Below are 15,314 nucleotides of genomic sequence, written 5' to 3'. Positions count from 1 at the left end.
TGTAGTCAAATTTGGTAGATTGCCTCAGTGCTAGAACGCCAAACCCTGCAATGAAAGTTACCACAATGTTAGAAAATGAACGATGTCCATAGGGCGCACGATACTAGATTGCAAATTAGCATTGTGTCACTTAGCAAGTGATATGAAGTATGCAGGAGCCGTATACGAGGCCCGTACGTACGGTTCTGTGAGAGGGATGAGGCGCAAGCCTCACCCTACTCGATATTTCTTTTGCTATTTACATGCGGCTTTAAATGAACCACACTGAATAAAATTACAATAAGTGCGCACCATGTTAGAAACCATTTCTTTTTCTCAACGCCAACGACTGGCGTATATCGATTTCTGCCTTTTGTTTAAAGGGGCTATTCATCGCCAAGACTTAATAAATCGCTTTGAAGTGGGGCTATCGGCCGGCTCTCGTGACTTTACGCTCTACAAAGAACTAGCGCCCGATAACTTAATCTACGATCCAAGAGAAAAGCGTTACTTTCAAACAGAAAACTTTCTTCCAGTTTTCGAGCACGATGCCAAACGTACCTTGGTAAAGCTTGCCAACGACATATCAGACGGGTTTGATGCCATTGGCGATTTGCACTTTCCGGTAGAAAGTGCGTCTTCGCTGAACGTACCTGATATTTTTGTGGTAGCGAAAGTAGTACAAGCCATAGTTAACAAAAAAGCGATGAGCGTTATTTACACATCGTTATCTAGCGGCAGTGGCGCACGTGAACTTGTGCCCCATAGTATTGTTGATAATGGTCAGCGATGGCATGTTCGCGCATTTGACAGAAAGTCGCAGAGCTTTCGAGACTTTGTATTAACCCGCATTAGCAAGGTAACGGTTAAAGCAGAGCCTGAAGTGCATGAGTGCATTGAGCAGGATGAAGAGTGGGGAAGGTTGATCCCTCTTGAGATTGTGCCTCACCCTAAAAACATTAAATTTCCTACTGCCATTGAGCTTGATTATGCGATGGAAGAAGGCGTACTCACCTTAGAAGTACGCGCCGCTATGGCGGGCTATTTACTGAGGCGCTGGAATGTAGACTGTACCAAGCATGCAAGTTTGCGTTCAGGTGAATATCAACTTTGGCTTAAAAACCGCCAAAGCCTTGCTGATACGGATAATCTTGCTATTGCGCCAGGGTATACTGCAGAACAAGCTGCCTATACGGCATAGCAGGCCTCGGGGTATGAGTAACGACTATCCGTGCACTCCATGTCTCTTAGCTTGCTAAGTGTTTTCTGATACAAGATAAAAGGGTGCCTTTGTCTATTGGCTTCGCCATAAAGTCAGTCATTCCCGCGGCCAAACACTCTTCTTTATCTTCTGCAAACGCATTAGCCGTAAGGGCCACTATTGGCGTTGTAATATCCAAAGCGTTCCGCAAAATAGAAGACGCTTCGATGCCGCCCATTATGGGCATATTACAATCCATTAAAATGAGATCGAAGTTATGGCGTTTAACCACGTCAATGGCATCTTTACCATTTTTGACGTGCAGAAACTTATAGCCTTCAGCCTGCATGATCGTTTTAACGATTTCAGCGTTAATTTCGTTATCTTCGGCAAGTAAAATACGTTTCTTTTTGTTAGCCGCTGCGGTATCGGTAGTTACCTGAGGCGTTGTATCAACAAGCTTATTTAGGTCGTGTTCTAGCTCTCTACGATTAATCGGTTTCACGTGAGTTCGCCAAATTAGCCCGATTATTTCATCGTCGCTTTCCTCTTCTAATCTTTCGAGCTCCGCAGATATTAAAATAACCTTCGGAAATGGTTTGGGGTTCAATGTCTTTAATTGTTTGAGTAAATCAACACCGCTCATTTCCGGCATGGATAAATCCAAAATGATAACGTCAAAACTTAACGGAGTGTCTGACAGGAATGCTTTTGCACTACCGTAGCTTTGAGAGCTGATAGACATTGCATTGACCACGTGCTCAAAATATTCGCGACTGGTCTGCAAATCATCTACAACAGCGCAGCGCACGGAAGAACCTGGCTGTACGGTTATCTCAGGCAGGTGGCACTCTTTTGCGGCCATTGTAAAACTAAACGTGCTGCCTTGACCGATAAATGAGGTGACAGTGATATCGCCATTCATTAATTGAGCAAGTTGTTTTGCGATGCTTAAACCGAGCCCGGTACCGCCAAAGTCCCGGGTTGTCGTTTTGTCTGCTTGTTCAAATTTTCTAAAAATATTGTCTAGTTTCGACGACGCTATACCTATACCCGTATCGATGACATCAAAGGACAAGAAGTTGCCGTTTGGATGTTTGGTATATCGCACTTTAAGCGTTACCGAACCACGTTCGGTAAACTTAATAGCATTGTTCAATAAGTTATGTAAGATTTGCGAAATCCGCGTTATATCACCTTCCACGACATGTGGTAAATCTGGGTCTTTCAAATAGATAAATTCAAGACCTTTTCGTTGACAGTACACGCGTTGTAGTGACACCACGTCATCGAGTATCTGCAACAAGTCTACTGGTGCTCGCTCTATTTTTATTTTGCCCGCTTCAATTTTAGATACATCTAATATGTCGTTGATCAGTACCAGCAGTTGGCGCCCCGCTGTTTTGGCTTTTTTTAGATAGATACTACTTTTTTCAGGGTTATCAATGGCTAGCTCTATCATGCCGAACAGCCCATTCATCGGGGTGCGAAGTTCGTGGCTCATGCTAGAAAGAAACTCAGATTTTGCTTTACTTGCTTTTCGTGCTTTTTCAGCCGTTTCTTCTGCTTCTGCCTTCAAACGCGTAAGTTTCGAAAATGCCTGTTTTACGGTTTGTTCCATGGGGGAAAAGATAAAAACCGCTTCTATGCAAAGCAGTGCTAGCGTGGCTAACCATAAGTAAAACTCTATGGATAAGACCGTATCTACTTGGTTCGACGCATCTTGCTCGAAAAGCGTTACCACGTAATCGAGTTGCTTCAATAATTCGGTGAGTGCCTGAATATCTAACGGCGCAATGGTTTGACAATCGGTGGCTGTTAAAGCGCGTTCGACATTTTTGATGTACTGGTTAACGCTTCTATCTAATTTCCCCTCGACGAAATATATATCGAATATTGGAAGGGGAAGGTTGTTTTTCGAGACTAGCTGCTGGTGGTTTGCTTTAAATTGTGCCAGTGCTTGTTCTAGATACTCCCGCTCCGGGCCGCTGCTACACGTTTCGCCGGTAGATAGCATTAGCGCTATACGCTGAGAAAGCATACGCTGTTGACCCGCAACATTAATATTCTCAGCATCTTGTTTTTGCTCGCTAATCAAGTCGTGCATCACTATAAATGAAAGCGTGACAAGTGTAGCTATAAGCACGAGGGCAGCGATGTAACGGACACGTATAGACATAAAAGTAAGTTTGGCGCAGTGGTAACTAAAAGATAATAGATACCAAGTAGTTACGCAATGTAACTACTAAACTAAATAAAAGGTTCCCCTTTTAACTCCAATATCGTGGGTAGCAATAAAAAATTCACAAACTGACCGAATGGTTCAGCTTTATTGAATGTCTATTCAATAACCTCAGTAACCTCGCTGGCTGCAAAGGCATTTTTCTTCACGTTTTTCTATTTTTCTATCGGGTTGTCAACAAATCGTCATTTTCGTGTCAAGACTATGTCACTGAAGTGTCACAAATGTCATCCACACTTTTGGCCGCTAAGACCGTTTACAGAGGTAAGTCTTCTGCTTTCCTCCACTCAAAATAGAAAACAAATATAAGCAAGGAACCATAATGAAAAGCGAAACTCTTCGTGGGATTAAGTATTCAGCGATTGCATTAGCGGTAACAGTAGGTATATCAGCCTGTTCACTAGAAGGTGATGACGGTGAAGACGGTGAAGACGGCGCACAAGGCGCTCAAGGCCCAGTAGGTGAGCAAGGCCCAGTAGGCGAACAAGGTCCAGTAGGCGAACAAGGCCCAGAAGGCGATACTGCGGGAACGCTTACCCGTATTGCTACGGTGCCCCTTGGCGCAGAAGTAACGGGTATTTTTCTCACTGACGAAGGCGATTTGTTTTTTAACGTACAGCACCCGTCGGGCACGAATGCGGCAACAACAAGTGTAAACGAAATGCCAATCAACACGGGTACGGTAGGAGTGTTAGCAGGCGCAAATTTCAACAATTTACCCGTTACTTTACCCAACTCTCCAGTACCTAGCTCTGACGAAGAAAAAGAGTTGGTGGTTTCTGCCATTGGTCAATACCAGGTACTCGGCCAAACAGGCGACACTTTTGGTACAGATTTACCTGAAGGCCTTGGCCACATCTACACCCTTGATGGCGAAGAGTTAGTGCTTGAAAACGATATGCCAGACTTCAATGGCTTCATTTCAACAGCAGAAGGTGAGGGTTACCTTTTTTCTAACTGGGAAGAGCTTCCCGGTGGCATGAGCCGCATGAAGGTAGAAAAAGATGAATTTGGCATGTGGGAAGTTACAGAAGCTATGATGCTAGACTTTTCGCCAGTATGGGGCACTGCGGCAAACTGCTTTGGTTCTATGTCGCCTTGGGGCACGCCACTTACCTCGGAGGAGTGGGTCGTTAACTCTTCTGTAGATTCAACCACATCACCTAGCTGGAACAACCCTGAAGCGGTATCAACTGACGCTCGCTTAGGTCGTATGTGGCAGATGACCGCGCCTGATGCGCCAAACCCATACAACTACGGTTATATCGCAGAGGTGACCGATCCGCTTGCCGACGAGCCAGTAATTGTTAAGCATTTTGCCATGGGTCGCTACGAGCATGAAAACTCAACGGTGATGCCCGATGGAAAAACGGTTTATCTTTCACAAGATGATACCGGCGGCGTGCTGTTCAAATTTGTAGCAGACACAGCAGAAGACTTATCAGCTGGTACGCTTTACGGCGCCAAACTTACCCAAGATGCGGGTCAAAACGACCCAGCGACAACGGGCTTCGCTGTTGAGTGGGTTGAATTGGCAAGTGGCGATAATATGACAATTCGCGCGTGGATTGACGAATACAACGGTATTGGAACGGACGACTACGTGGATGGCCAAAGCTCTTATATCACCATGGCTGACGTTCAAGCATGGGCAGACGGCGATGCGACTTACCCCACAGTAGAAGAAGGTGGTTCAAGCGTAACCGCGGGAGAACCAATGGATAACCGTGTCGCTTTCCTTGAAAGCCGCGCCGCAGCGCGACTTAAAGGCGCAACGGCAGAGTGGAGAAAGCTTGAAGGTATCTCTATTAACCAGAAGCGCGCAAAAGAAGCGGTTGAAGGTGTTGATACCATTGAAGGTGAAGTCGTGGAAAATGCTTACCTATATATCGGTATAGCAGATATCGACAACACGATGGTTGACGGTGAAGGCGACATGCAGCTATCTGCCCGGGTAAAAGACTGCGGTGGTGTATACCGCGCTAAGCTTGAAGCAGGCTATAACATTACGCGTATTGAACCTGTTGTAATGGGCGGTACGTACCGCTCAAGCCTAACTGGTGCAGAGCGTTGTGACGTTGAGCAGCTTTCTCAACCAGATAACGTTGTAGTCATGAACGACGGCCGTATTCTTATCGGTGAAGACGGTTTCCAAGAAAACAACACGCTGTGGATGTATGAACCAGCAGATAAGTAAGTTTTCTTTTTAATTTAAAATACGCCGGGTGTTTACGCGCCCGGCTTTTTTCCGTTGTGACGATTATGAAAATACTAAAAATAATTCCAGGTGCAGGCATTCTGCTTTCACTACTTATCAGTGCAGGATGCACTGAAAGCACAAGTGCTGATTTAAGCAATCAATCAAATACCGGAGTAAGCGCAAGTACTTACTCTGCCAATGGAGACGGGCCTTCATCGGCTCAAACAGATGCCGATAGCGCACATTCCTACCCATACCGAGAAGGGGACGATATTCCCGCTCTTGCGTATATTGAGCATAATGAAGTGTATAACCCTGAATCTGTGATCCCTCCCCAGTGCTATACCAAGACCGACGGGGTTAACAACCCGTGCTATGCGTGCCACCAAAGTTACGATTCGATAGAGAAGCGCCCTAATCAAATGGGTGATGGTACGCTACAAGGCAACTATGAATTTTCCGATGTGGGGTTAACGAATAGCTGGAAGAACCTGTTTATTGACCGTACGTCGCTTATAGGGGGTATTGACGACGCAACGATCAAAAAATATGTAAAAGAAGATAATTATACGGCGTCGTTAGAAAAAGATGTCATGCCTGATTATATGCGCATTGAAAACCTCAGTTCTGCTGACAACGCGTTTGATAAAGACGGCTTCGCGAAAGATGGAAGCGGGTGGGTGTCTTACAATTACAAGCCTTTTCCAAGTACGTTTTGGCCGACTAATGGTTCGACAGGCGACGCCATGATCAGGCTTCCTGATGACTTTCAAACGCTAAATGGGGAGTACAACAAGGCTATCTATACATTGAACCTAAGCTTGGTTGAAATGGCGCTTAAAGAGCTTGATACATTAACTGTAGCGCCGGTCAATGAATTAGTACTGAACATTGACGTAAACCAAGACGGTAAGCTCACAAAATCAGTGACTGAAATTGCCCGTTCCTCTCATTATGTTGGCGATGCAAAAGCAGTTCCGCTCGCCCATATGCTTTACCCTGAAGGCACAGAATTCTTACATACCGTGCGCTATATCGGTGTCGATGAAGATGGCACTATATACAATGCACCGCGTATGAAAGAAGTACGCTACATGAAAAAGCACATGTTTAGAAGCCGTGAGAGCCTCGCTTCTGCCTATTATGCTGAGGCAAAAGATAAGCACTTTGAGAAGCTGCCTCAAACCCGTTATTTAGGTGAAAAAGGTATTGATAATGGCTTTGGCTGGACCATCAATGGTTTCATCGAAAACGAACAGGGCGAGCTTCGGGCCCAACACGACCAAGAACTCGCGTTTTGTAATGGCTGTCACAAGACTGTGGGCTCTACCTTCGATCAAACTTTCTCCTTTGCTCGAAAAGTACCAGGCCAAGCAGGGTGGGGTTACATTAACCTTAAAGAAATTGAAGACGTGCCGAATATCAATGAAGAAAAAGGTGAGTTTTTGACGTATATGGAGCGGGTCGGTGGTGGTGATGAATTCCGTCAAAACGGCGAGATGCTTGCTAAATGGTTTGATGAAAAAGGCATGGTGAAAGTCGAAGAAGTACAGCGTGCCAAATCAGTGTACGACATCATTACGCCTTCACCAGAGCGCGCTTATGCGCTTAATAAAGCCTATTTAACTATCGTGAAAGAGCAAAGCTATTTGTTTGGTCGTGACGCAACGCTCACTGAAGCGACGAATGTACTCAGCACGATAGATGCAGAGCAGCCCCCGCTTAAGCCTGAACACCGTTTTAAGTGGGATATGCGCCTTAACTGGCAAGCTGAAGCGCCTAGCGCTATCGCAGAAACGCGATAGCGCTTAAAGTTCAGTCTGAAAATGAGCGTTTGCTCGTGAACTAAAGTGTGTTCGCGGGCAAAATTTCAAATTGGATAGGCTTATACCTGAAGTTGTTCGATTCACCGGCTGAGCATGCGGTAAGACCTACAATCATATCCATTTTCGCTTCAAATACGGTATAGTCGCCAGCTTTACTTTTCGGTGGTAACACGGCAATTTTCCCTGCACTGTCTACCTCTACATTCATAAACGTATTGAAGGTAGTACACACATGATGTTCAGGAATATCGAACTCTGAGAACGCTGCAACGAGGTTACCGTGACAGCCTGGCACAGGTGCTTCATCTGGGTAAAAGTGTTTGAACGTGTCAACGCTGCAAGGGGTTAAAAGGAAATCGTGGTCCTCTACCGTGTCCTCTACAATTTCAAACATCACATTACTTCGATTCGAATAAAGTTTGCTGCTTTTTTTAAATTGAATACTTTCGTTGTAATCTAGGCTTCGACCCGAAGAAATAAACTCTTCTTTGTCATGCTCATTAAATGCATAAAGGTCGGCCACTTGTTCCCCTTCTGGGTCGATTACTTTCAGCAGTTCGCCTTTTTTAATCGTAAATGCTGTGCCGCTTCTTGGCTGAATTGTTTGTCTCATACTGGACCTTTTTGTCTTTATGAAGATTGATGTTTTACCTGTTTAAACGGGCATTCCCAATTTTCTGAATGTTTCTTTCCACTGTACTGGTAAACTTCTGAGCTATCGCCGTGGTTTGCTAACAACGTGTTTTTACTGCCGCAATAGGCGACGTCGCGCTTTCTAATATGATCTCTGAATGCTTCAAAGCGCTTTTGATCTCGCAATAGCTCAAACTGTTCGTGTAAGTTAAATACAATAGCGGGGTTGGAAAAGCGTCGACTTTTACGCGACGCATTTGGGTGTAAGCCGATAACGAAAAAACCTTTTCCGCCTAAACTTAAACTAAATTGCGCACTGTGTGGATCGCTGGAAACTTTACTATCCCAAGACTTTAAACAGGCATCCACTTCATGCAGGCGTTGTAGTTTTTCCCAGAGCACTTTATCAAATTCGCTCTCGCTAATCGTATCAGGCTGCTCAAAGGTAACAACAAGTGAAGAGTACATATCGCGCTTTAACGTAAACGTTTCTACGAATTTGTGGATGGACGCCAAAATGTCAGTTTCGTTGGAATCACAGCGAAAATCATCATACTGATTTATATGAATTTGTTGCTTAGTAAGCGCGCTTTTAGCCCCTACGCAGGGAAACTCATCGTCCTCCACGAAGGAGAGAAAACGGGCTTCTAAGTCCGGCTTTACTATAGACATTCCATATCTCCTTTCCTACGTGTTCAAGCCGTTGTGCTTAAAACCTCTTGGTTTTTAGCCGGCGAATGAAAAGAGGTGAATGCGACTGTATTAGCGTTAGAACTAGGGCTTAAAGTATCTACAGAGGGGGTTATAGCCGCCTCGTCTTCATGTTCAGGAAGCTGAACTATCTTCACACCATTCGCTTTAAAGTCTGCGTTGATATAGCCTTCTTCTGCATAGGCATTAAGCACATTTTCGCAAGGGTAAAAGCCCCATTTCGAATAAAAACGCTGGGCGTTATGCACAAAGTCCAACAAATGATTTACCGGACATTGATAGTTAGGGCGCTGCGGCGCAAACGTGCGGGTAGGTAATTGCTCGAGTGAATATCCTAACGCTCGACAATTGGTAAAAAAGTCTTCGTCGTTTAGTCCGAAACCCGCGTAGCCTTCATCGAAGCCGCCGGTTTTCTGAAAGTCTGCCTTACGAATAAAAAACACTGTAGAACAAATACTATCGTCACTAAACTTTCCATGATGGTTTTCCTTTTCTCTCGAAGGTATTTCGTTGTTATCATCTTCCGGCAACGTTTCATCGTTACTCGCTAGATAACCAATTTGCTGTTCATTTTTTGAAATGTCTGAATAAGTCTTATTGCAGCGTTCACTGGGTAAAAAGACTACTGAAGTAAAAACTACTGAGTTGTCCTTTAAAGCCAGCAAACCATCTCTAAATAGTGATGGCGAAATCACGGCATCAACGTTTAAATATGCGAGGTTTGCATGTTTAGCTGCTTGCATACCTTTGTTTCGCGCTTTCGCAATGGGTAATTCGCCTTGCGTTGTAAACTTGTGCACGATGTCGAATTTATCGCTTTTAATCAGCGAAAGGTCTGACGGTGGGGCCATCCAAACGAGTACAAGCTCGTCAGGCGTTGGAGAGCACTGCTCCAGTTGCGAAATTAAATTGCAAAGTTTTTCGGTTCTACTTTTAACAATAGTTACTGCACTTACTGGCGAACGCATACTCAACCTCCTTTGATAACCCTGTGAATGCTTATTAGCTTCAACGGTGCACCTTGCACGTTATACTTTCGTAGTAAGCAAGGTGCGTTCCCAATGTTTAAGTTGTTGAAAGTTATGATTTATTTTTCTTTTTTGTGGCAATTTCGCTATTGGTTACTCGCGCAAGCGAGCAATAGGTGCAAAGAAGGAGAAAAATTTACAAAGCAAACGCAATAGCTTTGCCCCAGCCTCTTATTTTGCTATGCTTTGATAGTAGGTTTAAGCATTACAATTCAACAATTTAAATGTCCCTACATGTATCATTAAACACGTTGTTTATCGAAAAACTTGGGTTTCTTTTCTAAGAGTTGTTCGGTCTGAGTGTAGGTAAATCTTCAGCCTTACTTGTAACGTATTAATTTAGGTATTTCTTTTTCTTCGGTGGACAAAGGCTGTGGAATCACAATCGTCTGTAATTATAAGGCAGTACGACAAGCAATCGCTTAAAGTCGTGGATGTCATATCGGGTATTTCTCCTAACGCAATGCGTCGGGTGTTTGGTGGTTGGATATTTTTTGCCGCTGTTGTCGGCGTCATCATTAGTGTGGCGCCAGATTTAAGTACGCAATTTATCGGCCTAACGCTTTTTGTGCTCGTTGCTTTCACGCTTATTATGTTCGGTCAAAGCCGGATATCAGAGGGGTGGCCAGCTATTATTTGCGATGACGACTTGATTGGCGTGGTATGCGATCCGGTTAAGCGCGAGTATATTTGTGTGAAGTCTTCGCTTGTTAAGGCGGCGAATCCAACGCTTATCAAGCCAAACAAGAAAGCAATAGAGATTGTTTTAGACACTGACCAGCTGTCAGAGGAAGAGCAAAGGGTACTAGACCAAGCTGTTTGGCCCAGAGAAGGGAAGCTTATCGGCTTAGCGCATTTTAAAAGGCGCGAGGACGCATGCGAAAGCCTAATGTGGTGTGTAGAACACAGAGGCTCTCACTAAAAACAAACAATAGTTTGGTTCGCGCTTATAGGTTTACTGTTCAATAAACGCGAGCTCCGTGTATAAAGGGTAATGGTCAGAGCCAATGCCCTCTAATTTTTCAATATGAACGAGCGCAAAGTGCCTAGAGTGAAATACATGGTCAAGGGGCCATTTTACTAACGGGTACTTAGCGTGGAATGTATTATAAAAGCCACGCCCCTCTCTTGGGTCTAATAGCCCGCTAATTTTTTTAAATTTACGGGTGGTAGGAGACCAGGCTACGTCGTTAAGGTCGCCCGCTACAATTATCGGCCCTTCTGTTTTAGCTATTTCTTCGCCCACTACCGTTAACTCAATGTCCCGCGGCTTCGCGTAAGTATTTTCTGTAGGGCTAGGCGGTTTCGGATGAAGAAAATAGAGTAACGCATCTTTACCTTTGTGCTTTATTTTCACTTTCATTGACGGTACATCATCTTCAATCAAGAAGTTCAATGTGGCCTCTTCAAAAGGGATCTTACTGTATAAGTGCATGCCATAGAGGTTTTCTAACGCACAAAATTTTCGATAAGGGTATTCCGATTCAATTTCGCTAATCCCTTTTTGCCACTTCTCGTTGGATTCTAGCGTAACCAAAAAATCAGGCTGCTTATTTCTAACATGCTCAATAAGTTTACGAAAATCATTATTGGGCATATACACGTTGCTAGACAACACGCTGAGGGTGTCTTGTGGTTTCGCGTTTTTTATTCTAGTAACTTCACGCTTGTAAAACGGCGTGTAGGGAATAATCCAGATAATTTGGTAAACAAGGCTTATTGTTAAGCCACCTACGGCGAGTGCGTTAACGAAAAAAGGAATATTGGTAGAAGGCCAATTAACCACGTGGCATATAAGCAGGAAACCTATAATAACGGAAATTTGAAGACGCGGAAATTCCCACACTCTAACTAACCAGTGGGAAGAAGGAAGTAACGGGGTAAAGCTGACTATTATAAAGAGTAGCGATGCGATAATGAGCGCAATATCCATCTTTTGGGCGTCCTTGATTTAAAAATTAAGTGTCTTGCTTGTCTTTAATCTGCATCAGAGTTAACTGCAGACAATAGCGATATATTAAGAAAAGTGTTCGATACCTTAGTTAATTGAAGTATCGAAACTATGCCAGCTATCATTACGCGGATTTTGTTAAATCAGTTTAATCTTCCTTGTTGTACTTCGCTTGCTCGTTACATTATTCAAGCATTAACTCATCGATCAACTTAACTATCTACTCAACTACCTATTTAACAATCAGACCACCTTTGATAACCGCAAAATCATCAAGTAAAAAATTCTCGACCTAAGGCAAAGTTTGCAATCAGTGGGGTAGAGTATCCAGGCGAATAATCAATAAAAAGAAATTATTTCAATATGTTACTTTGTTGGCAAGGTTCTGGCATTGCTAAGTTCGAGTTTCGACAAAGGAGAAATGTTATGAAACGTTCAATACTTTCGATGATTGTTGCCACATCTTTAACTACTGCTGCATATGCAGGTGATATGGACACAGATAATAAATGGGAAAAAGGTGCCAAAGACGCATGGATAGACGGTAAAGCCGAGGCGACGCTGTTATTTAACGGCAACCTTGACTCTTTTGACATTAATACAGACGTTAAAAACGGTAACGTCGTTTTAACCGGTAAGGTTGAAAACTCTGTCGATAAAAAGCTGGCAGAAGAGCTAGTAGCAAATATCGACGGCGTAACTTCTGTAGACAATAAGCTTACCGTTGTTGCTGATAACGATATGCATTCTGACATGTCAGATGACATGGAAGAAGGCGTAGAGGAAGGTACGAGTGAATTGACAGATGCAAAAATTGCAACAGTTATAAAAACTCGTCTATTAATGGACACCGACATTTCGGGCTTCGACATCGATGTTGATGTGGAAAACGGCATTGTGAAGCTAACCGGTGAAGTTGATTCCGACGCTGAGCGTGACCTAGCAGTGGAAATTGCTAAAAACGCGTCAGATGTTAAAGACGTTGAAAGTGACCTACGTGTTGTTACTGAAACTGCAATGAATTAAGGGTTTCTTTATTCGACTTAATGGAAAAAGGGGCGCTCGCCCCTTTTTTCTTGCCTGACGTAAGTAAGGTAGAATGGTTAGCACACCGACATAACTAATGTTTCCACTCTTCATCCAACAAGACAACTTCATCATTTTCAGATTTAATTTCTTTACGGGATTCAGTGCCATTTTCTGCCACAAGATAAAATTCATAAATCGTAATGTCAGTGCCGTATTGCTTACTTTCAATGATACGCCTAACTTGATCAGAGTTTTCCTGCTTCTTGATAAGTGTTTTTACAGCAAAAGGTAAATCTTCCAAAGTCATATCCCGCTGCACTTCAACAATTTGCCACCGCTCGCCATCTTGCAGCATATCGAATTCTATTTCATTTCCGTTAGCGTCTTTACCTTCAACATCAAGATATACATGATCGTGTTTGTATTTTTTCTCAACTTCTTGTACCGCAAAATTAGGAGCAACACTTTTTATTGCCGTTAACGCGGAAGTGGGAATAGCATCTATAGATATCGCTTCTTTTTTGTTTAGCGTAGCGCCAATCTTAACGTTGTCGCTTTTCGCCACGGGTCTTTGCATGACAAGGTTAGCTTTGAAGGTTTCAGTAGGTTCGCTGCTTTCACCTACCGTTAAGTGGGAAAACGCGACCTGAACATAGTCACCGTTTTTCTTATCTTCTTCCCAGTTTCCTGTACCCATACATGCAGCGTACCAAAAGCCGTCATCATCTTTAGTACTGCACTGGTTATAAGCGCCCGCTTTAAAATAATTCCAATCTAGCGTATAGCCGTAAGGGTGATCGTGCTGGTCCAACTCACCATAGGCATTTACCCCATTGGCAAGATTAATAGCATAATTAACGGTCTTGTGTCCGTCTGATTTGAAGCTTAGGTACATCACATCACCGTGAACGTTCACTTCATAACTAAAGCTCTCGTTAAGTTTAATACCCTCGCTATCCGGGTTTTCAGGGTCGGTCCATAAATTTCCCCAAACTGGATAAGCAATATCAGTACGGTTTTTATCATTCTTGGGCAAGTTGCGCTCGTAAGTCCAGAATACAGAACCAGTTTCATGCTGTGGCCACTTTTTATAATAAATCTTTAGTGGTTCATTACCCCAACCAAATCCTTTGACCTTTTTCTTCCATTTACTGGCGTGTATTTGGCCCACTACCACTGAAAAAGCCGGCGCTTTGTCGGGATATTTTGCCCTGGTAGCAACGTGCTGCACTTTAAGCGTGGCGTTTAATTTTCCGCCTACTTGCGCAAAGCGGTCTGAAATAGGGTTGCTAGCGACGGTAAAGTTATTCTTGGGGGAGTGAGTTTTTATACGCGTGTTAGAACCGCGAAGCATGTGTCGAAGTTCGCTACGGGTATTAGATGAATTTTGTGTGGTAAGCGCTTTATTAGGCGCAGCAAACACCATATTTCCCTCATCATCTAGATAAAAGAAGTCTGGATGACTGAGTTTTTGAATATTCTTTACCGACACTTCATCGACTTTGCCGTTTCCATCGTTATCGGTAGGCAGTGTAATTTTCCACTCACTTAAATCGAATTTGTCTGCGGGTTTTAACTCCGCACTTATACTAGTGTTAGAAAATGCAAACGTGAGTGCAGCCCATAGGGGAGCTGCATATTTCCATAACGTAGGGGACTTAGATTTTCCTTTAAAGCGATACATTGAAACCTCTTGTTGGGCAGGGGCTTACCTTATTCAGTTATACTAATGTTTATAATTTTGGTAATACCAAATATGCGCAAAACGCTATATCTTCTTTAGTATGTTTAGGTCAGTAGTTGTTATTTAAACAATATGCAGAATAGACAGGGTAAATTTTCTCTTAAAGCGTGTAGAAAGTTCCTTCTACAGGTTTTGGTGTAGTGGTTAATTTTCATATCCTTTTGATTCTAATAATAAATTTATATGGTATGAAAGCTGCTTTCCTTTGAGTATTAGTCGCAGCTAGACAATGAATTTCAACCTGCGAAAAGCGATGTGAATAAACGCATAGCTAGAAAGAGTGCCCTAATGAATGCATGGGTACTTGGTAAAAACCAACGCAGTTTAAAATTGGTTCAAGGAGTGAGACATGAACTTATTAAAGTGGATATATTCAGGTATTGTAGTTTCTGCACTTATTGTTGTAGTTGGTGTGTTAGGGCAGGGGAAACTGTCTGTAAGCCAAGCAACGGCCGATGACGTAGAGCGCCCCCTTCACGCTGATATACAGAAAGTTGAGAGAAGGTTTTCATTAGTCGAATTCGACTTGAAGAACAAAGCGCACCTACTAAGAAAAACCCGTTTAGACTTTTATATTGCCCAAGCAAAACAAGCTGACCTGCGCGGGTGGAAGTTTAAGCGAGATGAGTTTGTCGAGCGCGCTGACAACATCTTAAGTCATCATCTAATGCAGTACGCAAACGATGTTTCGAAAGAAGTGGAAATTTATACCGCCCAAGCAATTTAACGAGAGGCCCCTAGCAAGGGGCCTTTTTCATTGCGAAATTAGG

General features: G+C 43.4%; 11 protein-coding genes and 1 pseudogene. 6 read left to right on the top strand and 6 right to left on the bottom strand.

The annotated features are described in order from the left end of the window. The first annotated feature begins 292 nt into the window (after positions 1–292). Entirely contained in the window at positions 293–1,180 is an 888-nt protein-coding gene (locus MADE_RS11745) for a WYL domain-containing protein (RefSeq protein WP_012518812.1), read from the top strand. Between the two features lie 46 nt (positions 1,181–1,226). On the opposite strand, the gene MADE_RS11740 is transcribed toward MADE_RS11745, so the two are convergent. Further along, positions 1,227–3,359, bottom strand: a complete 2,133-nt coding sequence (locus MADE_RS11740) for a response regulator (protein WP_023559748.1) — start codon at positions 3,357–3,359, stop codon at positions 1,227–1,229. 385 nt (positions 3,360–3,744) lie between these two features. Here MADE_RS11740 and MADE_RS11735 point away from each other — a divergent pair, with 385 nt between their 5' ends. Next, a complete protein-coding gene (locus tag MADE_RS11735; RefSeq protein ID WP_012518810.1) occupies positions 3,745–5,619 on the top strand; it encodes an alkaline phosphatase PhoX in 1,875 nt (624 codons plus the stop codon). A gap of 65 nt (positions 5,620–5,684) precedes the next feature. Continuing rightward, positions 5,685–7,427 (top strand): hypothetical protein, encoded by a 1,743-nt coding sequence (locus MADE_RS11730; RefSeq protein ID WP_012518809.1) that lies wholly within the window; start codon positions 5,685–5,687, stop codon positions 7,425–7,427. Positions 7,428–7,467: 40 nt separating this feature from the next. Here the strand turns inward: MADE_RS11730 and MADE_RS11725 are convergent, their stop codons facing one another. From MADE_RS11725 to MADE_RS11715, 3 genes are read right to left on the bottom strand one after another with little or no spacing between them, the layout of a single operon-like run. Then, complete coding sequence (locus MADE_RS11725; protein WP_012518808.1) at positions 7,468–8,061, bottom strand: DUF1989 domain-containing protein; 594 nt, start codon at positions 8,059–8,061, stop codon at positions 7,468–7,470. Positions 8,062–8,078: 17 nt separating this feature from the next. Then, positions 8,079–8,753, bottom strand: coding sequence for a guanitoxin biosynthesis heme-dependent pre-guanitoxin N-hydroxylase GntA (gene gntA, locus MADE_RS11720; protein WP_023559747.1), 675 nt, complete (start codon positions 8,751–8,753; stop codon positions 8,079–8,081). A gap of 23 nt (positions 8,754–8,776) precedes the next feature. Beyond that, on the bottom strand, positions 8,777–9,760 hold the full coding sequence (locus MADE_RS11715; protein ID WP_012518806.1) for a glycosyltransferase family 2 protein: 984 nt from the start codon (positions 9,758–9,760) through the stop codon (positions 8,777–8,779). A gap of 433 nt (positions 9,761–10,193) precedes the next feature. Between MADE_RS11715 and MADE_RS11705 the strand changes: the two genes are divergently transcribed. Further along, positions 10,194–10,742: a hypothetical protein gene (locus MADE_RS11705; protein ID WP_012518804.1), complete on the top strand. Its 549-nt coding sequence runs from the start codon at positions 10,194–10,196 to the stop codon at positions 10,740–10,742. A gap of 33 nt (positions 10,743–10,775) precedes the next feature. On the opposite strand, the gene MADE_RS11700 is transcribed toward MADE_RS11705, so the two are convergent. Continuing rightward, positions 10,776–11,753, bottom strand: a complete 978-nt coding sequence (locus tag MADE_RS11700) for an endonuclease/exonuclease/phosphatase family protein (protein ID WP_012518803.1) — start codon at positions 11,751–11,753, stop codon at positions 10,776–10,778. A gap of 444 nt (positions 11,754–12,197) precedes the next feature. On the opposite strand from MADE_RS11700, the gene MADE_RS11695 reads away from it, so the two are divergent. Beyond that, positions 12,198–12,797 carry a BON domain-containing protein gene (locus tag MADE_RS11695; protein WP_023559745.1) on the top strand — a complete coding sequence of 200 codons (600 nt, stop codon included), beginning with the start codon at positions 12,198–12,200 and terminating at the stop codon, positions 12,795–12,797. Between the two features lie 607 nt (positions 12,798–13,404). Here MADE_RS11695 and MADE_RS20935 read toward each other — a convergent pair. Beyond that, positions 13,405–14,484: pseudogene (locus tag MADE_RS20935) on the bottom strand (polysaccharide lyase family 7 protein); the annotation flags it as partial. Positions 14,485–14,893: 409 nt separating this feature from the next. Between MADE_RS20935 and MADE_RS11685 the strand changes: the two are divergent. Continuing rightward, complete coding sequence (locus tag MADE_RS11685; RefSeq protein WP_012518800.1) at positions 14,894–15,271, top strand: hypothetical protein; 378 nt, start codon at positions 14,894–14,896, stop codon at positions 15,269–15,271. The last annotated feature ends 43 nt before the right edge of the window (positions 15,272–15,314 follow it).

Origin of the sequence: Alteromonas mediterranea DE (genome assembly GCF_000020585.3) — a bacterium.
Lineage (GTDB): Bacteria > Pseudomonadota > Gammaproteobacteria > Enterobacterales > Alteromonadaceae > Alteromonas > Alteromonas mediterranea.
This window is presented reverse-complemented; position numbering and strand designations above follow the sequence as displayed.